This window comes from Acidimicrobiales bacterium (assembly GCA_033344915.1).
In the GTDB taxonomy this organism is placed as follows: domain Bacteria; phylum Actinomycetota; class Acidimicrobiia; order Acidimicrobiales; family Aldehydirespiratoraceae; genus JAJRXC01.
Genome location: JAWPML010000001.1, coordinates 4432869 through 4452782 on the forward strand (window position 1 = coordinate 4432869; position 19914 = coordinate 4452782).

General features: G+C 70.5%; 19 protein-coding genes. 5 read left to right on the forward strand and 14 right to left on the reverse strand.

What is annotated here, in order from left to right:
- Positions 1-26: 26 nt before the first annotated feature.
- Genes R8F63_21665 through R8F63_21685 form a run of 5 tightly spaced genes read right to left on the reverse strand, consistent with a single transcriptional unit; the run spans position 27 to position 7234 of the window.
- Positions 27-2300: an arylsulfatase gene (locus tag R8F63_21665; protein ID MDW3221224.1), complete on the reverse strand. Its 2274-nt coding sequence runs from the start codon at positions 2298-2300 to the stop codon at positions 27-29.
- Positions 2301-2327: 27 nt separating this feature from the next.
- Positions 2328-2831, reverse strand: a complete 504-nt coding sequence (locus tag R8F63_21670; GenBank protein MDW3221225.1) for a hypothetical protein — start codon at positions 2829-2831, stop codon at positions 2328-2330.
- On the reverse strand, positions 2824-5664 hold the full coding sequence (locus R8F63_21675; GenBank protein MDW3221226.1) for a 2Fe-2S iron-sulfur cluster-binding protein: 2841 nt from the start codon (positions 5662-5664) through the stop codon (positions 2824-2826). Before R8F63_21675 ends, R8F63_21670 begins: the two co-directional genes overlap by 8 nt.
- A 2-nt stretch (positions 5665-5666) precedes the next feature.
- Positions 5667-5939 carry a sarcosine oxidase subunit delta gene (locus R8F63_21680; protein ID MDW3221227.1) on the reverse strand — a complete coding sequence of 91 codons (273 nt, stop codon included), beginning with the start codon at positions 5937-5939 and terminating at the stop codon, positions 5667-5669.
- Positions 5939-7234 carry an FAD-dependent oxidoreductase gene (locus R8F63_21685; GenBank protein ID MDW3221228.1) on the reverse strand — a complete coding sequence of 432 codons (1296 nt, stop codon included), beginning with the start codon at positions 7232-7234 and terminating at the stop codon, positions 5939-5941. Before R8F63_21685 ends, R8F63_21680 begins: the two co-directional genes overlap by 1 nt.
- 148 nt (positions 7235-7382) lie before the next feature.
- On the opposite strand from R8F63_21685, the gene R8F63_21690 reads away from it, so the two are divergent.
- The gene (locus tag R8F63_21690; GenBank protein ID MDW3221229.1) at positions 7383-8081 is read left to right on the forward strand and encodes an HAD-IA family hydrolase; all 699 of its coding nucleotides are present in this window, start codon (positions 7383-7385) and stop codon (positions 8079-8081) included.
- Here the strand turns inward: R8F63_21690 and R8F63_21695 are convergent.
- Positions 8069-9109, reverse strand: coding sequence for a TIGR03857 family LLM class F420-dependent oxidoreductase (locus R8F63_21695; GenBank protein MDW3221230.1), 1041 nt, complete (start codon positions 9107-9109; stop codon positions 8069-8071). The genes R8F63_21690 and R8F63_21695 overlap by 13 nt on opposite strands.
- Here R8F63_21695 and R8F63_21700 point away from each other — a divergent pair.
- Positions 9108-9812: a hypothetical protein gene (locus R8F63_21700; GenBank protein ID MDW3221231.1), complete on the forward strand. Its 705-nt coding sequence runs from the start codon at positions 9108-9110 to the stop codon at positions 9810-9812. The two genes, R8F63_21695 and R8F63_21700, sit on opposite strands and share 2 nt — an antisense overlap.
- Positions 9813-9815: 3 nt before the next feature.
- Complete coding sequence (locus tag R8F63_21705) at positions 9816-11024, forward strand: MFS transporter (GenBank protein MDW3221232.1); 1209 nt, start codon at positions 9816-9818, stop codon at positions 11022-11024.
- Here the strand turns inward: R8F63_21705 and R8F63_21710 are convergent.
- The 5 genes from R8F63_21710 to R8F63_21730 form a co-directional block, all read right to left on the reverse strand.
- Positions 10994-11839 carry an ATP-binding cassette domain-containing protein gene (locus tag R8F63_21710; GenBank protein ID MDW3221233.1) on the reverse strand — a complete coding sequence of 282 codons (846 nt, stop codon included), beginning with the start codon at positions 11837-11839 and terminating at the stop codon, positions 10994-10996. The two genes, R8F63_21705 and R8F63_21710, sit on opposite strands and share 31 nt — an antisense overlap.
- Complete coding sequence (locus tag R8F63_21715; protein ID MDW3221234.1) at positions 11836-12609, reverse strand: hypothetical protein; 774 nt, start codon at positions 12607-12609, stop codon at positions 11836-11838. Before R8F63_21715 ends, R8F63_21710 begins: the two co-directional genes overlap by 4 nt.
- The gene (locus R8F63_21720) at positions 12606-13163 is read right to left on the reverse strand and encodes an RNA polymerase sigma factor (protein MDW3221235.1); all 558 of its coding nucleotides are present in this window, start codon (positions 13161-13163) and stop codon (positions 12606-12608) included. Before R8F63_21720 ends, R8F63_21715 begins: the two co-directional genes overlap by 4 nt.
- A 1-nt stretch (position 13164) precedes the next feature.
- Entirely contained in the window at positions 13165-14064 is a 900-nt protein-coding gene (locus R8F63_21725) for a sterol desaturase family protein (protein ID MDW3221236.1), read from the reverse strand.
- A 350-nt stretch (positions 14065-14414) separates the two neighbouring features.
- Complete coding sequence (locus R8F63_21730) at positions 14415-16037, reverse strand: S-layer homology domain-containing protein (GenBank protein MDW3221237.1); 1623 nt, start codon at positions 16035-16037, stop codon at positions 14415-14417.
- A gap of 118 nt (positions 16038-16155) precedes the next feature.
- Between R8F63_21730 and R8F63_21735 the strand changes: the two genes are divergently transcribed.
- A complete protein-coding gene (locus tag R8F63_21735) occupies positions 16156-16611 on the forward strand; it encodes a nucleoside deaminase (protein MDW3221238.1) in 456 nt (151 codons plus the stop codon).
- Between the two features lie 12 nt (positions 16612-16623).
- Here R8F63_21735 and R8F63_21740 read toward each other — a convergent pair whose 3' ends face one another.
- Positions 16624-17712, reverse strand: coding sequence for a glycerophosphodiester phosphodiesterase family protein (locus tag R8F63_21740; GenBank protein MDW3221239.1), 1089 nt, complete (start codon positions 17710-17712; stop codon positions 16624-16626).
- A gap of 10 nt (positions 17713-17722) precedes the next feature.
- Positions 17723-18517, reverse strand: coding sequence for an exodeoxyribonuclease III (locus R8F63_21745; GenBank protein MDW3221240.1), 795 nt, complete (start codon positions 18515-18517; stop codon positions 17723-17725).
- Between the two features lie 36 nt (positions 18518-18553).
- On the opposite strand from R8F63_21745, the gene R8F63_21750 reads away from it, so the two are divergent.
- Complete coding sequence (locus R8F63_21750; protein ID MDW3221241.1) at positions 18554-19366, forward strand: class I SAM-dependent methyltransferase; 813 nt, start codon at positions 18554-18556, stop codon at positions 19364-19366.
- Here R8F63_21750 and R8F63_21755 read toward each other — a convergent pair.
- The gene (locus R8F63_21755) at positions 19363-19848 is read right to left on the reverse strand and encodes a proteasome activator (GenBank protein ID MDW3221242.1); all 486 of its coding nucleotides are present in this window, start codon (positions 19846-19848) and stop codon (positions 19363-19365) included. The two genes, R8F63_21750 and R8F63_21755, sit on opposite strands and share 4 nt — an antisense overlap.
- Positions 19849-19914: the final 66 nt, after the last annotated feature.

Genomic DNA, 19914 nt, shown 5'->3' on the forward strand with positions numbered 1-19914 from the left:
GCACAGCCGCCAGCCAGCGGTCGCTGCTATTGGGCGGCGATCGCGGTGGCCACGTCGGACTCCGGGTCCGCATGCGCCGTGCCGTCCACCTCGATCGTCACCGTGTCGATCGTGCCGGAGAAGACCCGCGCCGCGCCGGCGTCGTCGGCGGGTGGGAGCGGATCGACGGTCCCGACGCGCAGACCGGCGCCCGTCATCGACCAGCGGGTCAGACAGTGCCACGACACGTCGCCGGTCGCGACCTCCTCGCCGTCGACCAGCAGCGTGGCCCGGCCCCCGATGTCGGTCGTCTTGTCGTAGGCGAGCTCGATCCGGTGACGACCCGGTGTCAGGTCGACGGCGGCGTCGACCCGATGGATACGCCGTGACGCCACGTTGCAGTGCCACACCAACCGCCCGGCGTCGGCGAACAGGCACCACCCGCCGAGCAGGTTCCCCTGGCTGACGATGCTGCCGTCGGCCGCCGCGCCGTCGGCCACGACCACCTCCGCGATCACGCGATGCGTGCGATTGCGGACGTCCGCGGCGGTCTCCTCGGGCACCATCCCCGAGCTCGGTCGGTAGACATAGTGCTCGCGCGTCCCGGTCGAGATCGGGCGCTCGGTCGTCCATTCGCTGAACGGCCGGTTGTCGACCGGGAGCACCTGGTGCTTCTCGGCCTCGGCCCACCAGAGCTCGACCATCTCGGCGAGCTCGTCGGGTCGCTCGGCCGCGAGATCGTGGTTCTCGGCCGGGTCGGCCCGCACGTCGTAGAGCTCCCAGCGCTCGTCGCTCAGCCGGGGCTCCTCGGCCTGGATCTCGTGGTAGGTGACCGCCTTCATGCCGTCGCGGTACAGCGCCCGGCAGCCGAGCATCTCGTAGTACTGGAGCGTCCGGATCTCGTCGGCGTCGGCGTCGTCGAGCACCGCACGCAGCGACACGCCCTCGATCGGACGCTGGTCGACGCCGCCGATGGCGTCCGGCGCGGCGACGCCGCAGGCCTCGAGGACCGTGGGCGCCAGATCGATGGCGTGGACGTACTGGTGGCGGAGCTCACCGCGGTCCGCGATGCCGGCCGGCCAGTGGACGACGAGGGGGTCGGCGACGCCGCCTTCGTGGACCTCCCGCTTCCACCGCCGGAACGGGGTGTTGCCGGCCACCGTCCACCCCCACGGATAGTTGTTGTGGATCCGGGGACCGCCGATCTCGTCGATGCGTTCGACCGCCTCGCGCAACGACGTGCCGAGGCCGTTCCACTGGCGGATGTCGTTGAGCGATCCGCCGACGCCGCCCTCGGAGCTCGCGCCGTTGTCGCTGAGGACCATGATCAGCGTGTTGTCGAGATCCCCCGTCGTCTCGAGGTGGTCGACGAGGCGGCCGAGCTGCTCGTCGGTGTGGCTGAGCATGGCGGCGAACGCCTCCATGTAGCGGGCCGACACCCGGCGCTCGTCGTCGCTGAGGTCGTCCCACGCCGGGACCCAGTCGGGGCGGGCCGAGAGCTCGGCGTGGGCGGGCAGGATCCCCGTCTCGACCTGGCGCTCGAAGCAGGCCTCGCGCCAGGCGTCCCACCCGTCGTCGAACCGGCCGCGGTAGTGCTCGAGCCAGCGGGGCGGCGCCTGGTGCGGGGAGTGGCAGGCGCCGGGAGCGACATACAGCAGGAACGGCTTGTCGGGGTCGGCATTGCGCACGTCGGTCACATGGTCGATCGCGTGGTCGATCATGTCCTCGGTGAGGTGGTAGCCGTCGTCGTATCCGCCGGGCGGCGGCACCTGATGGTTGTCGTGCATCAACGACGGGCCGAACTGGTGGTTCTCGCCCTCGAAGAAGCCGTACCACCGTTGGAAGCCCCGGCCGAGGGGCCAGGTCGTGCGGTCGGCGCCGAGGTGCTGGAGGTCGCGCGGGGTCAGGTGCCACTTGCCCACCATCGTCGCCGCATAGCCCGCGGGGACGAGCATCTCGGGCAGGAAGCCGTTGGCCCGCGAGATGGTGGCGTCGTAGCCGGGAAACCCGGTGGCGAGATCGGTGATGCGGCCCATACCGACGGAATGGTGGTTGCGGCCCGTCAGCAGACAGGCCCGGGTGGGCGAGCACAGGGCAGTCGTGTGGAAGTTCGTGAACGTCAACCCGCCGGCGGCGAGCCGGTCGATCGTCGGCGTCTCGATGTCGGAGCCGTAGGGGCCGGTCTGGGCGAAGCCGACGTCGTCGAGGAGCACGACCACGACGTTCGGCGCGTCCTCGGCGGGCCGGACCGGGTCGGGCCACCACGGCTCGGCGTCGTAGCGCCAACGGCTGATGGTCCCCTCGAATTGTCCCGGTTCCATGGCGCGACCGTAGGGCAGCCGGTGGTGTCAGCGCACTCTGTGAAACTCCGTCATGGCGTCGTCGAGCGCGCCCCGCAGGTAGTCGCGGTACGAGGTGTCGGCGAGGATCAGATAGGAGCGGGTTCCCGCCGCATCTCCGAACGACACGTCATCGCGCACGATGTCGCAGGTCACCTTCGCGACCGATGCGCCGGCGCAGGCGCCGTCCGGCGTCATGTGGTCGGCGAAGTCGAGCGAGCACACCTTCTCCATCACCCGGGCGGCCTCCGCGCCGGTCAGCCGGAACAGCAGCCGCGAGTGGGTGGTGTCGATCCGGCTGACGAACCCGGAGAGATCGAGGGCGTCGACCGTCGCCGCCGAGCCGAGGATCAGCCACTCGTCGGGGCGGATGTGGACGACCAGGTCGCCGTTCTCCGTCCGCGCCGCCGACCCGAACGGCAGGCCGAGGGCGCTCGCCGCGCCGGTGCCGTCCGCGGCCCGGATGGTCGTCTTCGTGGTGGCGGTGAGGTCGGTCAGGGTGAGATCAGCCACGGAGCCGGTTCCCCTCCGGGTCGAAGTGGGCGTGGTGTTCCATCACCCGGGCGGTGACGCGCTCGCCACTCACGAGCAGCACCGTCAGCTCGGTTCCGGCGCCCGCGAACTCCGGGGCGACCTGGGCGAGGCAGATCGACCGGTCGAGCGTGGGCGAGAACCGCGACGACGTGATCCGGCCGACGATCTCGTTGGTCCCGTCGCGCAGGATCTGGCATGCCTCTTCGGGCACGACCGTCGGGTCGGTCGGCTGCACCGCGACGATGACCGGGTAGGGCTCGTCGAGCGACCAGGCGACCTCGGGCTTGCCGGCGAAGTCGTCCTTGTCGAGCTTCAGGAGGGGCGACATCGCGGTGGTCGGCGCCTTGCTCAGACCGTCGGTGTCCTGGCCCACGATGAAGTGGCCCTTCTCGAGCCGCATGATCCGCTGCGCCTCGAGGCCGAACGGTGACACGCCGAGGTCGGCGCCCCGGTCGAGCAACTGCTCCCACACGTGGAGCCCGTGCTGGGACGGTACGTGGATCTCGTAGGAGAGCTCCCCGGTGAAGCCGATCCGCCAGGTGATGCATTCGTCGACCCCGGCGATCGCGCCGGTGCGGACCTGCATGTAGCCGAACGCCTCCGGATCCAGGTCGATGTCGTCGGTCAGCCGGCCGAGCAGCTCGCGGGATCGGGGGCCGGCGATGTTGATCGACGTGAGCCCGGTGGTGACCGGAGTGACGTGGACCTGCCAGTCCGGACGCTCCGTCTGGAGCCACATCTCGATCCAGTTCCACACCGTCGCCGCGCCGGAGGAGGTGGTGGTCATCAGGTAGTGCTCGTCGCCCAGCCGACCGGTGACGCCGTCGTCGAGCACCACGCCGTCCTCGGCACACATGATCCCGTAGCGGACGCCCCCGACGGCGAGCTGCATCCACTTGTTCGTGTAGAGCAGGCTGAGCAGCTTCGCCACGTCGGGCCCCTGGAGGTCCAGCTTGCCGAGCGGCGTGACATCGGTGATCCCGACGTTGGTCCGGGTGTTGCGCACCTCCTCGGCGGGGTCGCCGTAGTGCTCCGGGCGGATCCACTGACCCGCGAGGATCGGTGTGGCCCCGTTGGCCTCGTGCCAGGGCTGGATGGATGACACCCGCACGGGTTCGAACACCCGACCTCCGAGGGCGCCGAGCGTGATCGGGGCGTAGGGCGGCCGCCACACCGTGGTGCCGACCTCGGCGATCGTCTCGCCCCGTGCCTCGGCGAGGACGGCGACCGTGTTGACCGTCTCGAGCTTCCCCTGCGACGGACCCATCGTCGCGGTGGTGAACCGCTTGAGGAGCTCGACGGAATCGAATCCCTCGTCGGCCGCGCCGACCAGGTCCTTCGACGAGACGTCCTCGGAGTAGTCGACGATCCCGTGGGTCGACGCCCGGTACAGCTCGGGGTGCGGGGCGCGCGCCAGCGGCGCACGATCGTCGTCCGGGAAGACCCGCTCGGGCCCGTCGACGGCGACGGCCCGGGCGGTCGTCGCCTGGAGTCGGTGGCGAACGACCGCGGCGCGGGCGGCGGCGAGCGCGCCCGTCGCCCGGCCGTGGGCGATCAGCTGGTCACGAGAGCCGTCGCCCGCGATGCCACCGGTCGCGAGCACGTTGTCGGGCGGCGTGCCCGGGAAGAAGCGGGCCGCGGCCGGGTCGTAAACCGGCCGGTCGCCGGCCATGTTGAGCAGTGTCGTCGGGGCCGTCCACCCAACCGCGGTGACGAGGAGGTCCGCCTCGATCGTGGTGCCGTCCGTGAGGTGGACCCGGCGCAGTGCCCGCTTCGAGCCGGTGGCCTTTGCCAGCGCGGCGGCATCGTCGGGTCGGATCACGTGGGCGACGTCGACGCCGGCGTCGGCCAGCGCGTCGATCGCGGCGTCGCCCGACGCGTTCGCACTGAGGACCACCGCGCGGCTCCCCGGCTTCACGCCGTACATCCGAATCAGCCGCAGGACCGCGCCGGAGGTCATCACGCCGGGGAGGTCGTTGCCGGCGAACACGTAGGGCCGCTCGATGGTGCCCGCGGCGACGACGAGCGTCTTCGCCCGCGCCTTGATCAGGCGTTCGACCGCGATCGGGTGACTGCGCTGGGCGATCGCGATCCAGTTGTCCTCGTAGCGGCCCGTGACCGTCGAGTCGGTCAGGATCTCGACCCCGAGCGTTTCGGCTTCGACGCGCAGCCGCGCCGCGACGGCCCGGTCGTCGTCCGTGCCCCAGCACAGATGACCACCGACCTGGTACTCGTGCTCGACGAGCATGACCGAGGCGCCACCCTCGACGGCCGCGATCGCGGCGGCGAGCCCGGCCGGCCCGCCCCCCGCCACCACCACGTCGGGGTGGGCGTAGCGCTTGTCGTGATAGCCGTGCGCGGTGTCGAGATCGACGCGGCCGCCGGGGGCGAACGTGGCCAGCACCTTCTCGTAGCGGGGCCACAGTGCGGCCGGCTTCATGAACGTCTTGTAGTAGAAGCCGGCGGTGAGGAACCGACCGACGAGCCCGTTCGCCGCCTTCGCGTCGACCCGCAGCGACGGCCACGTGTTCTGGGCCGTCACGGCCATTCCGGCCTCGAGCCGACGGTGAGCGGCCCGTACGTTGGGCTCGTCGCCGACCTGCACGGTCGCGTTCGGATCCCAGAAGTCAGCGGTCAAGACGCCGCGGGGACGGTGGTATTTCATCGACCGGCTCAGCACGGTCACGCCGTTGGCGAGGAGCGCCGACGCGATCGTGTCGCCCGCGAAGCCTTCGAGCTTCTTCCCGTTCCACGTGAACGCGAGGACCGTGGACCGGTCGATGATCTCGCCCGCGGTGGACGTCAGCCGCATCCTCATGTGCCGCCCGCCGTCTTCGAGCCGGGGAGTGGCGGCGTGCGGATCTCGCCGGTGAGCGTGTGGCGTTCGATCTGGAAGTGGGTGCGGCAGCCCGACGAGCAGTACCACGACTCCCGGAGCCACCCGGACGGGTTGTCCCGCAGGTAGAGGTAGGTGCGCCACTCGTGCTTGGTCGCGGTGCCGGGGTCGGGGCGGGGATGTGACTCGCCCCGGTAGGTGAGGTCGGCGGCGTTGCGGGGTCCGCAGTTCGGACAGGGGACGAGGAGCATCAGTGACCCACCGCCGCCGCGCCCTTCTCGCCGACCAGTGCGCCGTCCGTGAACCGGCTCAGTGCGAACGGCTCGATGAGCTCCGGCGTCCGGTTGGTCGCGACGCACGCGGCCATCTGTTCACCGGAGACGGGCCCCGCCTTGAAGCCGTAGGTGCCCCACCCGACATCGACGAAGAAGCCGTCGACCGGCGTCGGACCCATCACGGGCGAGTAGTCCGGCGTCATGTCGCACAGACCGGCCCACTGACGCAGCAGCCGCATCTTGGAGAGGCCGGGCATCAGCTCGAGGACGTGGCCGGCGAGCTCCTCGGTGAACTCGAGGGTGCCGCCCATGTTGTAGGTCGCGACGGGATCGACCGACGCGCCGAACACCAGCTCACCGCGATCGGTCTGGCTCACGTAGACATGGAGCGAGCCGGAGACGACGACCGTCGGGAGGAACATCTTCACCGGCTCGGTGACGGCGGCCTGGAGCGGATGGGTCGTGATCGGCAGCCGCACGCCCGCCATTCCGGCGATGGTGCTCGCCCAGCCGGCAGTGCAGTTCACGACGATCGGCGCAGTGATGTCGCCCCGGCTCGTGCGCACGCCGGTGACGCGGCCGCCGGGCCCCTTGCCGTCCGGGCCTTCGCCGCCTTCGCACAGGATGTCGAGCACCTCGGTCTTCTGATGGAGGTCGACGCCGTGTGCGTCCGCGCCCCGGGCGTACCCCCACACGACCGCGTCGTGGCGGATCGTGCCGCCCGGCGGATGGTAGAGGGCGCCGAGGATCGGATAGCGGGTGTCCGGCGACACGTCGAGCGACGGCGCGAGCTTCTTGATCTCGCGCGGCGCGATCACCGACGAGTCGATGCCCTGGAGCTTGTTGACCTCGGCCCGCCAGTTCATCGTCCGTAGGGCGCTGTCGGTGTGGGCCAGTGTCATGTGGCCGCGCTCGCTGAACATCACGTTGAGGTTCAGGTCGATCGACATCGAGTTGTAGAGGGTCAGCGAGCGGTCGTAGAACGCGACGCCCTCCGGGGTCAGGTAGTTGGACCGCACGATGGCCGTGTTGCGCCCGCTGCCGCCGGACCCGAGATACGCCTTGTCGACGACGGCCACGTTGGTGATGCCGTGGTTCGCCGCGAGGTAGTAGGCGGTGGCGAGGCCGTGGACACCGCCGCCGATGATCACGACGTCGTACGCGGACTTCCAGTCGGGCTCGCGCCAGACCCGCGGCCACGACTGCTTCGTGATGCCCCGGCGGACGAGACCGAACGCCGAGTATTTCGCGGGTCGGGTGCGTCGGGCCATGGTCCGACACTCTGCCTCAGACGGCGGGCCGAGAAAAGGTCCGCGATCGTCGCCATCCGCAGCCCGATCCCGGCGGGGTTCAGGCTGCGTCGCGGTGGGTTCGTGCCGCGGGCGGACGCAGCGTCCACGTGCCGCCTAGTGTCCACCGGTGCACTCCTCGCGGCGGATCAAGGGCGTCGTCCTCGACAAGGACGGAACCCTGCTCGACTTCCATGCCACCTGGGACGCGACGTTCGGCACGGTGCTCGCCGAGTTCGCCGACGCCGACGCCGACCTCACCGCCGTGCTGGACCGGGAGCTCGGATTCGACCGGGACGCCGGCCGCATCCTGGACGACTCGCCGTTCGTGGCCGACTCCAGCGCCCAGTTCGCAGACAAGCTCGCGGTGCTGATCGGGCGCCCGGTCGGCGACGCCGCGCTCGTCGACGAGATCGACGAGTCGATCACGCGCTACATGCCGGCGGTGCCCACACCGGAGGACGGGGCCGGCGAGCTCCTCGACGCACTCCGCGCCCGCGGCATCCCCATGGCAGTGGCGACGAACGACAACGCGGAGCGGGCGGCGATCCAGATGGCACAGCTCGGCTGGCGCGAGCACTTCACCGCGATCTACGGCGTCGAGTCCGGCCACGGCGAGAAGCCCGCACCCGGCATGGTCGTCGCCGCGGCCGCGGCCATGGGTCTGGATCCGAGCGATGTCGCGATGGTCGGCGATTCGAGCACCGACACGGGAGCCGGCGCCGCAGCCGGCGCAATCACGGTGCTCTACGGCGGCCGCGCCGACCTCGTGGATGTTGCCGACATCGTGATCGGCCCGCTCCACGAGCTACTGGATCACCTCGCGTAGGCGGCGACGATCGGCGCCAGTTCGTCGGGCGTGGCGCCGTGGAGGATCACGCCGTCGCAGCCGAGATCCAGCTGACCTCGGATCGCGGCGACGCACTGCTCCGGCGACCCGGCGGCCATCGGGGCGAGCCACTCGTCGGGGATCAGGGTGGCGACGTGCTCGAGGACATCGGTCGTCCCGGACACGTCGAGCCCGCCCTGATGGTTCGCCACGACCTCATCGGCCCGGAACCGTTCGAGGACGGCGGGATCCCACCCGTTGGTGCGGACGAGGAGATCGCCGTAGCCCTGCAGGTAGGTGGCGAGCCGTCCGACCGTCTTCATCAGCCGCTGCTCCTCGGGGATGTGGTCACCGATCGTCGCGAAGCACGACCACACCTGCACCTCGCCGGGGTCGCGGCCGGCCTGCTCGGCCGCGGTCTTGACGGTCTCGACCGCCCGGGCGGTGGTCTCGTCGGTGAAGAACGTGTGGAGCACGACCTGGTCGAAGCAGCGACCACCGAGGGCGAGCGAGTTCGGGCCGAACGCGGTGAGCCCCATCGGGAGGTGCTCGTCCAACTCCGAGGAGATGTGCAGCACCGGGTACTTTCCGGCCGGTCCGTCGTGGCCGATCACCGCCTCGCCGCGGAACAACCGGCGCATGATCCCGGCGAAGTCCTCCATCTGCGCGGTGGTGATCCGGTCGATGCCGAACGCATCCTGGAGACGGTCGATGCCGCGGCCCAACCCGAGCACGAATCGCCCGCCGGTGAGCGACTGCATGGTGCGGGCGTAGCCGGCGGTCACGATCGGGTGACGGGTGTTGTGGTTCGTGGCGGCCGTCGCGATGCCGATGCGCTCCGACACCGCGGCCGCGGCGCCGGACAGCGTGGCGGCCTCCTTCTTGTCGTAGCGCTCCGAGATGAACGCCCACCCGAAGCCCATCTCCTCGCCGGCCCGGACCTGATCGAGGAGATCGCGTGACGACTTCGCCTGGCCGGCGAGCGTGTAGAAGCCGAGTTCGGGGAACCGTTGATCCTGAGGAGCCATGGCCGCAGACCCTATGTGGCCGCGTCGGGTGCGTCTCCTTTGGCATGCTCTCGTGGTGGGGACGAGCGAGCGGGTGGTCGATGACGACGGTGTGGTGCGCATCGGTTCGGTGCTCTTCGCGCTGATCCGGCCGACCGACGGCCATGACCGCGCGTTCAACCACTGGTACGAGCGGGACCACTTCTACACGACCGCCGCGGCCGCGCCCGGCGTGTTCAGTGCGGCGCGGTTCATCGAGCCGGCCCAGCGACTCCATCTCGCGCTCTACTTCGTGCTGCCCGGCTTCGACGAGGCCCGCGAGGCGTTCGCGGTCGACCAGATGGTCGCGGCCCGGGAGGACGACCGGCTGTTCACCGAACGCGAGCACCTCCACACGTGGACCTACTCGGTCGAGTCGGCGTCCGCCGGGCCGGGTGGCGTTCCGCCGGCGCTGGTCCTCGACCGTCGCTACGCGTCGGTTGCCGTCGGTTGGGCTGACGCCGACGCACCCCGGCCCGACGCCGACGTGGTGCTCGTCCTGCGCACGGCCGCCCCGGTGATGCCGTCCGCCTGGGACGAGGGAATCGACCCGACGCAGCGCCGCATGGTGGTCGCCTTCGGCGATGCCCTCGACGGTGACCCGTTCGCCGACCTGGCGGGCTACCACTGGTCAGCCCGGTTCGAGCCGGCGGTGGTCGGGACCGACACACACGTGCCGGACTGACCCGTGAACCCGCCCCCATCGTTGCCGCGCGAGGTCCGACGCCTGCTCGTCCCCGTCTACCTGCCGTGGGGCATGGTGACCCTCGGCGCGGGCATCCTGCTCCCCATCTTCCCCGTCTATCTGGAGGAACAGGGACTGCGCCTGTCGCTGATCGGCCTCGTGACGGCGGCCGGCGGCATCGGGCTCGCCCTCGGCGGCCTCCCGGCGAGTTCGTTCGCCGAGCGTCGGGGCACGGACAAGCTGCTCGCGATCGGTGTGGTGCTGTGCGCGGTCACGACCGCGCTTCTCGGGATCTCCTCCGCCGTCATCGTGCTCGTCGTGCTCCGCATCGCCTGGGGCACTGGTTTCACCTCGATCACCCAGTCCCGCCAGGTGGTGGTCGCCCGCACCGTCGCCGTCGGGATGCGCGGCCGGGTCAACTCGCTCGTCGGAGGCATGCACCGGCTGACGTTCGTCATCGGGCCGATCATCGGCGGGTTCACCTACGACCGCTTCGGGGCGAACCCCACGTTCGTCCTCGCGGGCGGCCTGACGCTGCTCGGCACGCTTCCCCTCGTGCTGCCGGGAGGTCGGGACCCCCATCCGATCGCCGAGCGGGCCGACCGCATCAGCGTGCGCGACTCGCTGTGGCGCCATCGCCGGCTGCTGCTCGTCGCGTCGCTCGGCCCGCTGCTGGTCTCGTCCGCGCGCGACGGCCGCAACATCGTCGTGCCCCTGATCGGCGACGACCTCCAGCTCGATGCCGCGGCGATCGGCCTCCTCGTCGCGGTGGGGACGGCGGCGGACTTCCTGCTCTTCCCGGTGTCGGGATGGTTGATGGACCGGCGGGGTCGGCTCGCGTGCATGGTGCCGGCCTTCTCGCTGATGGCCGTCGGACTGATCGTGTTGTCGATGGCCGACACGGTCGCCGTGGCCGTCGTCGCCGGGATCGTGATGGGCATCGGCAACGGCCTCAGCTCCGGCACGATGCTGACCCTCAGCACCGACATGGCTCCGCCGGACGAGCCAGGGCCGTTCATCGCCGGCTTCCACACCCTGTCCGGGATCGGGCACATCGTCGGGCCGCTCATCGTGGGTTGGGTCGCCGACGCGATCGGGCTGAGCGCGTCGGCGTTCGTGCTCGCCGTCGTCCTTCTGAGCGGCGTGCTGTGGATCGCCCTGGTGATCGGGGAGACCGGGACTCAGGCGGATCGACGCACGGTCGCGAGATAGCCGTCGGCCACGGTCGGCACCACGGCCTGCTCACCCGCGGGGATGCGATCGGCCACGCAACGGAAGCGACCGGGCGCGACGGCCCGGCTGACTGCGCCGTGGTCCGGCGCCGTGGTCTCCCAAACGCGGCCGGCCGCCTGGTCGGCGAGCGTGGCCGGCGTGCCGACGAAGACCGGCTGGCCGCCGTCCACGACGATGACGCGATGGCACAGCGTCGCCAGCTCCTCGGCATGATGCGTCGCACAGATGATCGTGCTGGTCTCGGCCAGCGAGACGAACAGGTTGCTCACGGCGGCCCGCTGTTCGCTGTCGAGGCCGGCGAGCGGCTCGTCGAGGACGAGGAGATCGGGGCCGCCGAGCAGCGCCTGGGCGATGGAGAGGCGGCGCTGCATGCCGCCGCTGAGCGAGCCGATTCGCTCGCCGGCGACGTCCGCGAGATCCACCCGCTCGAGCGCCCACGCGGTCCATCGGCGCCGCAGCCGGGCCGAGTCGATCTCCTTGAGCGCGCCGACATAGTCGAGGAGCGCGCCGACCCGCATGCGCGGCGGCAGTCCGTCGCGTTGGGCCACGTAGCCGAGCCGGCGACGGATGGCGGTCCGCTGGAGCGCGTCGACCGGGTCGAGGTCGTCCACCCGGATGGTGCCGGTCTGGAGCTCGGCAACGGTCGCGAGCAATCGGAGCAGCGTGGTCTTCCCGGAGCCGTTGGGCCCGAGGACCGCGGTCGACCCGCCCTCGAACACCAGCCGTTCGACCGCGAGCGCGTCCTTGGTGCCGTAGCGATGGTGGATGCCGTCGACGGCGACGACCGGGCTCATCGGTCCGACATGACATCGAGGCGACGGCGCCGCTGGAACAGGCCGACGCCGGCGGCGGCGGTGACGAACATGCTCAGGACCTGCATGGTCGGGCCGAACGCGTCGGCCGTGTTCGTCGCCCCGACGGCAACGGTGACGATCGCGAGCCACGCGATGGCGACCCCGCCGGCCGCGAAGCGGGCGTCGAAGCGGGTGGCCAGCGCCATGGTGACCGACGTGGCGGCGAGCGCCGGGAGCAGCCACGCGATGCGATGGGCGCCGCCGGCGGGGACGAGCATCGACACGAGCACGAGCAGGAGCGTGCTCGCGGCCACGACCGTCATCGCCCGGACGAGGAACAGACGGAAGCCGTCGACCGGAGCGGCCAGGGCGACATCGTGGGTCGGGTCGACGGCCGGTCCGAAGGCCAGGGCGACACCGGCCAGCGGGATGAGCGGGGCCAGCGTGAGGAACGCCACGATCCGGTCGGCGCCGTCCGCGGTGTTGTTGCTCGCCGCGGAGAGGGCGAACAGCACCGCCACGAGGACCGAGATGATCCAGGACCGGCGCAGCGCCGGCGTGGCGGTGACGAGGGGGACGTTGCCCTCGCCCACGCCGAGCCGCAGGAGCAGACGAGCGAGGCGGGACGGGGCGGGCGCGTCGAGCTCGGCGGTGATGGCGGCGAAGTTCGCGGCCTGCCGGGCGGTGTCGGTCGGGGAGTCCGCGCCGGTGAGCAACCGGGGTCGCTCGGCCGCTCGGCGCATGGCGTCGTCGAAGTCGGTGATGGTCATCGCAGCTGCTCCTGGAGGATGTGGCGAGCCCGGGCGAGGCGGGACTTCACGGTGCCGGTGGGGATGCCGAGGAGGTGGGCGGCCTCCTTGTTGGTGAGCCCGTCGAGTGCGGTGGCCGCGAGGACGGCCTGGAGTTCGGGGTCGAGCGAGGCGAAGGCGGCGCCGAGTTCGGTGTGGCCGAGGGCGATCGGTACCTCGTGGACGATGACGTCGGCGAGCGGCGTGACGTCCTCGACCGGCTGCGGAGGTGGACGCTTGCGCAGCTGGTCGATGAGGCGGCGGATCGCGATCGTCCACAGCCAGGCGCCGACCGCGCCCGTCGGCTGGTAGCGATCGGCCTGCTTCCAGACCGCGAGGAACGTGTCCTGCAGTGCCGTGTCGACGAGATCACGGTTCCCACAGCGCCGCTCGAGCCGGATCGTGAGCCAGGACGCGTGCCGTTCGTAGAGCGCGGCGAGCGCGTCACGATCGCCGGTGCCGATGCGGCGGACGAGGTCGAGATCGTCCGGGCCCGGTGCGGCGGGCGCCGCGGGTTCGGTGGCCACCAGCGTCATGCTACGAAGCCGCCACGGTCCGGCGGCGGAAGGGCACGAAGCGCAGCAGCCGCGCCTTCCATGTCGGGGGGAACGGATAGCGGTCCCGGAGGGGGGCACGGAACGGTGCCAGCAGCTGTCCGGGCACGCTCGGCGGGGTGTTCTCGCCGTTGCCGTAGACCTCCGGGCGCCGGTCGGCGGGCATGTAGTACGTCCCCCACACCATGTCCCACAGCGGGAGGAAGACGGCGTAGTTCGAGTGGATCGACTCGGGGGTGTTCGAGTGGTGCCAGTGGTGGAACTCCGGCGTCATCACGATCCGGTGGAGGGGCCGCAGCCGCCAGCGCACGTTGGCGTGGGCGAACAGGCCGATCACGGCCTGGATGATCGCGGCGGCGCCGACGACCTCGAGCTGGAAGCCGGCGGCGACGAGCATGACGGCCGGCACCGCGATGATCACGCCGTCGAAGGGATGCACGCGGATCCCGGAGATCCAGTCCATGCGCTCGCTGCTGTGGTGGATCGAATGGAACCGCCAGAAGAAGCCGACCTCGTGGCTGAGCTTGTGCGCCCAGTAGATGAGGATGTCGAGCAGGATGATGCCCTCGATCGCCATCAGCCAGCCCGGCTGGCCCATGACGAGCGGCCGCAACAGCAGCATCGGGACCCAGAGCGGCACGATCAGCAGGGCGATGGCGATGCCGACGACGACCTGGGCGACGTTGAGGACCGGCGAGACCATCGCGTACGTGAGATCCGTGCGCAGACCCGGTCGGCGGATCTTCTGGTCGTGTCGTCGGAACAGCTTCTCGAGCGGCACGACGATGATGAACAGGGCGAGGATCGCGCCGGCACCCTCGAGGCCGAAGTAGATCCCCGCGGCGATGGCGACGATCAGGGCGACGATGTGCACCCAGCGCACCAACCGCCACCGGAACGGGCGCCGATCGGCACCCGGCCGGGGCGGCGGCGGGGGGAGCGTGGAGAGCGTGGAGCCGGCCGGCGGTCCGACCGGAGGTGGGGGTGGGGGAAGTGAGGACCGCATACCCCCTCTATCGAGACCGCCCCCCGATCCGGTTCACGGTCGCCCCCGAGCTGTCTCCCTCACGCTGGAATCTCTGGTCACGAAAGGGTCGCCAGAACGGCGAGCACGCCGTCGATTTCGACCCTTTCGTGACCAGAGATTCCTCTCGCGGGGGAGGTTCTTCTCGCGGGGGAGGTTCCTCTCGCGGGGGAGGTTCCTCTCGCGGGGGAGATTCCTCTTTCAGAAGGTCAGCTGACGGCGTCGGCGAAGCGGGCCAGGAGGGCGGCGGCCTGGCCGCGGGTGACCGTGGCGTCCGGTGCGAACGTGTTGGACGACGTGCCGGTGGTGATCGCCGTGTGGGCGGCCCAGCGCACGGCGCCGACCTGCCAGGTGGCGGTGAGGTCGCCGAACGGCATCGGCGCGTTCACGGTCGGCTCGTCGACGAGGCGCCACAGGAAGGTCACGAACTCCGCCCGGGTGGCGGGGGCGTTCGGCGAGAAGTGGTTCGCGGAGGTGCCGGTGGTGACGCCGTAGCGGGCCATCCAGCGCACCGCCTGCTCGTAGTACGCACCGGCGGGCACGTCGTCGAAGCGGGGCGCATCGTTCGGCGGCGGGGGCGAGCCCACGAGACGCCAGATCATGGTGGCGGCCTGGGCGCGGGTCAGCGCGGCGTCCGGGTCGAAGCGGGTGGGACTGACGCCGGTGGTGATGTCGTTGCCGACCAGCCAGGCAACGGCTTCGCGCTGCCAGGTGGCGGTCACGTCCGTGAAGTTGCCGAGGGTGTTGCCCTCGTCGGCCCAGCACGGCACGGTCCACACGTCGAAGTCGATGCCGTCACACGGTCCGTCGTTGTCGTTGTCGTTGTCGCCGGGCGGGTCGCTGGGGGCGGCGGACGGGTCGAAGTCGAGATCGAGGAGGCACGTCTCGTACATGAAGTCCGGCTGGGTGGCGCCGCCGACCTTCACGCCGCCGATCGTCACCGTGTAGCACTCGTCGCCGTTGGTCGGCTCCGGGAGCTGCGTCGAGTTGGTGTCACCACCGACCGCCCACACGATCGACGGCTCCGGGGCGATCCGACTGGCGGGGTTCTCGGGCTGGATGCGTTCGAGGACGTTGACCTGGATGGCGCCGAGCGAATCGGAGACGGTCACGGTCGCGGTGCTGAAGTCGCCGCCGTAGAGCGAGAACGACCAGCGTCCCCACGTGGTCTCGGCGGGGACGTACCCCGCCGGCGGCCACGCCACGAAGTCGCGGGCTTCGCGCACCTCGGGGCGGGCGCCCCAGAGGTTGTCGTCGAACACGTGGAGCGTGTTGGCCGCCCAGTGCCCGTTCTCGGTCTCGACGTCGCCGCTGCCGATTTCGCGCAACTGGGGGTAGAGGACGGTCCGGCGATGGCCGACGGCGTGGTTGTTGCTGCCGGGATCGCGGATGTACGCGTCGATGGCGCCGAGACCGTTCACGCCGAGCGCGAGGTTGCTCATGCCGGCCGTGGTCGCGCCGGTCGAGGTGTGGCAGGCCCAGCCGGATCCCGGCGAGTGGGAGAGGCTGCCCTCCGCCGACATCATCATCGAGGTCTGCTGGGTGGCCGTGCTGTAGGAGGCGCGCTCGGTGACCGTGTCGAGGCCGGCCATGCGGCGGTACCAGTTCACCCGCTGCACGATGCTGTCCCGATACGCCTGGGAGGTGGTGCCCGGCGTGCACGTGTCCACGTCGCCGCTGTAGCCGCTGGCCGGCTCCTCCCGCTCGAACTCGGCGAGGTACGACGCCAGCACCTCGGCCCGGTCGGAGGTGTCGATCCACGGTTCGTTCGCCGCGGCGGCCGGCGTGGTCTGCGAGAACGCGAGGAGGGGAGCGAGAATCGCTCCTGCCATCAATGCGCCACGCACACGCCCGTTTGCCATGGACCTGGCTACGGCATGTTGCCTGGATCACTTGACCCGAATCTCTGGGTCGTTCGACCCAAAAGGAGGTGGCGAATAGCATCGCGCCATGGCACTCAGTGAGGACGATCAGCGCGGTTTGGATGCGGCGATCGCCGAGGCCGAGGCGGGTCGGGCGGAAGGCGGGATCCCGATCGGGTCGGCGCTCATGGTCGGTGGCGAGATCGTCGGTCGCGGTCACAACCGCCGCGTCCAGCAGGGCAGCGTGGTGCTCCATGCCGAGATGGACTGCCTCGAGAACGCCGGTCGTCTGCCCGCGAGCACCTACGCCGAGGCGACCCTCTACACGACGTTGTCGCCGTGCGACATGTGCACCGGCGCCGCGTTGCTCTACGGCATTCCCCGGGTGGTCATCGGCGAGAACGTCACCTTCCTCGGGGGCGAGGAACTGCTGGCCTCACGCGGCGTCGAGGTGGTCCTCGCCGAGGACGATCGCTGCGTGTCGATGATGCGCACCTTCATCGCCGACGAGCCCGAGCTGTGGAACGAGGACATCGGCGTCTGAACGGCCACCGGCCTACGGGATGAAGCCCTCGGCCCGATAGCGCTCGACCGCGATCTCCGGATGGCCGGCGATGATGCCGTCGATCCCGTAGGTGGTGACGAGCGATGCGTAGTAGTCGGCGTTCTCCTGGGAACCCGCGTCGCTCGGCCACACCCACACGGCCAGGCCCTCGGCCTTCGCCTTGTCGAGGAGTCCCGGCACTTCGAGCACTTCGAGATCGCCGAAGAAGGGGGGCACCTGCAGGATGCGGTCGGTCGGCAGGAGCTCCCCGGCGCCGAGCCCCCAGGCGGTCATCTGGTCGGTGCCGGGACTCGTCGTGACCCCGGGGGCGAACTCGTGGAACGCGGCCATCACCTCGTCGCTGAAGCTGACCGCGATCACGGAATCGGTGCGGCCCAGGGCCGCGATCTCGTCGGCGAGCACCCGGGCGCCTTCGATGGCGAACGCGAGGTCGTCCTCGCCGTCGTCGCCGGACGGGATCTTGATCTCGACGTCGAGCACATGGTTCGGGAACGCGGTCGCGATCGCCTCGAACGTCTCGACCCGGAAATCGTCGCCGGTGTATCCGTCGGGCGGCGCGACCTCGCCGGTGCGGATCCCGCGGTGGATGTAGGCCTCGTCGGGACGCTCGTGGCTGCTCCACTCGTCGGACCACCAGTAGGCGTTGTCCAGCGCCTGGAGCTCGTCGTAGGTGAGGTCGCGGACCCGACCGGTGGTCTCGGTGGTGCGGTCGACGGTGTCGTCGTGCTGCACGACGAGGACGCCGTCGCCGGTGAGCTGCACGTCCATCTCGAGCACATCGGTGCCGGCGAGCGCCGCCTCGCGGAACGCATACATCGTCGAATGGGGCCACGACTGGTCGCCTCCGGCGTGGCCGATGACGACGGGCCGGTCGAGGGCCAACACGTCGTCGACGGTGCTCGCCTCCGGCACCGGAATCGCGATCGTCGGGAGCGTCGTGGTGGTTGTCGTCGTGCTCGTTGTCGTGCTGGTCGTTGTCGTGCTGGTCGTGGTCGTCGTGGGCGCGGCGTCGTCGGTGTCGTCGCTGCACGCGGCGGCGAGGACGGCGAGAACGACGAGCGGGACGAGAAGGCGACGCATGGGGGCGACGCTAATCCAGGCCGGTCAGATCGAGCACGAGCGGAGCATGGTCCGACGGACGGGCGCACGCCCGCGCCTCGCGGTCGACCCACACGTCGTCGGTGCGGCGCGCGACCGGGGCCGAACCCAGGGCGAGATCGATGCGCAGGCCGTGATCCTTCTCGAACTGGCCGGGTCGGTAGTTCCACCACGTGTAGAAGCCGGGCTCGGGGTGGTGCTCGCGGGTGACGTCTCGCAGTCCGATGTCGACGAGCGCCCGGATGCCGGCCCGCTCGGGTTCGCTCGCGTGCGTGCGGCGCCGCCATCGCGACGGCATGTAGATGTCGTCGTCGGTGGGCGCGACGTTGAAGTCGCCCGCCACGAGACTCGAGCCGGACGCCGCGTCGGCGAGCACCAGCTCGTGACGAAGCCGTTCGAGCCAGACGAGTTTGAAGGCGTAGTGCGGGTCCCACAGCTCGCGGCCGTTCGGCACGTACACGGACCAGCAGCGCACGCCGGCGCACGTCGCCGCGATCACCCGGGCCTCGTCGAACGGCGCCTCCTGCGGTCCGCTGAATCCGCGGACGATGTCGTCGATGCCGACCCGACTCACGATCGCCACGCCGTTCCAGTGGTCCACGCCGTGATGGGCGACCTCGTACCCCGCCGAGGCGAACGCCGGGAACGGGAAATCGCCGTCGCGGCACTTCGTCTCCTGGATGAGGGCGACGTCGACCTCATGGCGCACGAGCCACTCGATCACCTGGTCGGCGCGGACCCGGATCGAGTTCACGTTCCAGGTGGCGATGCGCAGCGAATCGGACACGGCCGCCGACGCTACTTGTGTCACCATGTCGATCCTGTGCCTGTCAGTGACCATGACCCGTCCGAATGGCGCGACCTGAACCACGCCTGGTGGGAGGAGCGCGCCCCGATCCATGCCGCATCGACGTTCTACGGCACCGGGGGCGTCGGACTCCTCTCGTTCGAGCGCGAGGATCTCGGCTCGGTCGACGGCTTGTCGGTCGTTCACCCGATGTGTCACATCGGTACGGACACCATCTCGCTCGCGGCGGCCGGCGCCCGCGTCGTCGGCCTCGATTTCTCGGCGAACGCAATCGACGCCGCTCGCGAACGCGCGGCCCAGGCCGGCGTGGACGATCGCTCCGAGTGGGTCGTCGCCGATGCCTACGACTCCTCGGCGGCACTCGACGGTCGCCAGTTCGACCTCGTCTACACCGGCATGGGGGCGCTCTGCTGGTTGCCGGACATGGGCCGGTGGGCCGAGCAGATGTGGGCGTTGTGTCGCCCCGGCGGTCGTCTCTACGTGAGTGAGTTCCACCCGATGCAGGATCAGCTGCACGACGACGAGACGGTGCTGGCGCGCGACTACTTCCCGGACGACGGCGAGCTGTTCGAGGACCCGGGCAGCTATGCGGATCCGGACGCGGAGACGACCGCGGACATCGTCGTCGCGTTCATCCACCCCATCAGCCAGGTCATCACCGCTCTGCTCGCGGTGGGCTTCGAACTCCGCGTCTTCCGGGAGTTCCCCTTCACCGTGTATCCGCGCTGGCCGTTCCTCGAGGAGCGCGAGCCCCGGGTGTGGTCCATGCCCGCCGATCGGCCCTCGATCCCGCTCATGTACTCGTTGCTGTTGGACCGCCCGGCCTAGAGGTAGTTGCCGGTGTGCTCCGGGAGCCCGGGTGCCTTTCCGGCCGGGCTCGGCGGGCGGCCGCCCGGGCGGCGGGCGGCGAGCATCTGGAGCTGTTGCTGGGCCGCGGCCTGTTGGGCGGCCATGGATGCCTGGAGTCCCTGGAGCAGTCCCTGTAACCAGCCGACGAGTTGGGCCTGCGCCACGCGGATCTCGGCTTCGGTCGGCACGCCCTGATCGTCGCAGCAGGCGACGAACTCGGTGAGTTCGTCCATCAGGTCGGACGACAACACGGTGCCGAGCTCCTCCATCGTCTCGGCGTGGATTCGAGCGAGCATCTGCCGGCTCTCCTCGTCGGTCGTCGCGTCGCGCACCTCGACCATCAGCGTCTGGAGCATCGTGCCCAGACGGATCAGCTTCGCCGGGTCGGAGACATCGGGCTCGGGGTCACTGGGTTCGGAGGCACTGGGTTCGGAGACACTGGGTTCGGCGGCATCGCTCATGTCCTCAATGTGGCACAGATCGCAACGGCACCGGCGGGCACGGGGGCCGACCACTAGCGTCGTCTC

Coding starts and splice junctions, on each gene's coding strand:
- R8F63_21665 (MDW3221224.1), bottom strand. CDS start 2,300: ATGGAACCGGGACAATTCGAGGGGACCATCAGCCGTTGGCGCTACGAC.
- R8F63_21675 (MDW3221226.1), bottom strand. CDS start 5,664: ATGCGGCTGACGTCCACCGCGGGCGAGATCATCGACCGGTCCACGGTC.
- R8F63_21680 (MDW3221227.1), bottom strand. CDS start 5,939: ATGCTCCTCGTCCCCTGTCCGAACTGCGGACCCCGCAACGCCGCCGAC.
- R8F63_21685 (MDW3221228.1), bottom strand. CDS start 7,234: ATGGCCCGACGCACCCGACCCGCGAAATACTCGGCGTTCGGTCTCGTC.
- R8F63_21700 (MDW3221231.1), top strand. CDS start 9,108: ATGGCCGCAGACCCTATGTGGCCGCGTCGGGTGCGTCTCCTTTGGCAT.
- R8F63_21695 (MDW3221230.1), bottom strand. CDS start 9,109: ATGGCTCCTCAGGATCAACGGTTCCCCGAACTCGGCTTCTACACGCTC.
- R8F63_21710 (MDW3221233.1), bottom strand. CDS start 11,839: ATGAGCCCGGTCGTCGCCGTCGACGGCATCCACCATCGCTACGGCACC.
- R8F63_21715 (MDW3221234.1), bottom strand. CDS start 12,609: ATGACCATCACCGACTTCGACGACGCCATGCGCCGAGCGGCCGAGCGA.
- R8F63_21720 (MDW3221235.1), bottom strand. CDS start 13,163: ATGACGCTGGTGGCCACCGAACCCGCGGCGCCCGCCGCACCGGGCCCG.
- R8F63_21730 (MDW3221237.1), bottom strand. CDS start 16,037: ATGGCAGGAGCGATTCTCGCTCCCCTCCTCGCGTTCTCGCAGACCACG.
- R8F63_21735 (MDW3221238.1), top strand. CDS start 16,156: ATGGCACTCAGTGAGGACGATCAGCGCGGTTTGGATGCGGCGATCGCC.
- R8F63_21740 (MDW3221239.1), bottom strand. CDS start 17,712: ATGCGTCGCCTTCTCGTCCCGCTCGTCGTTCTCGCCGTCCTCGCCGCC.
- R8F63_21755 (MDW3221242.1), bottom strand. CDS start 19,848: ATGAGCGATGCCGCCGAACCCAGTGTCTCCGAACCCAGTGCCTCCGAA.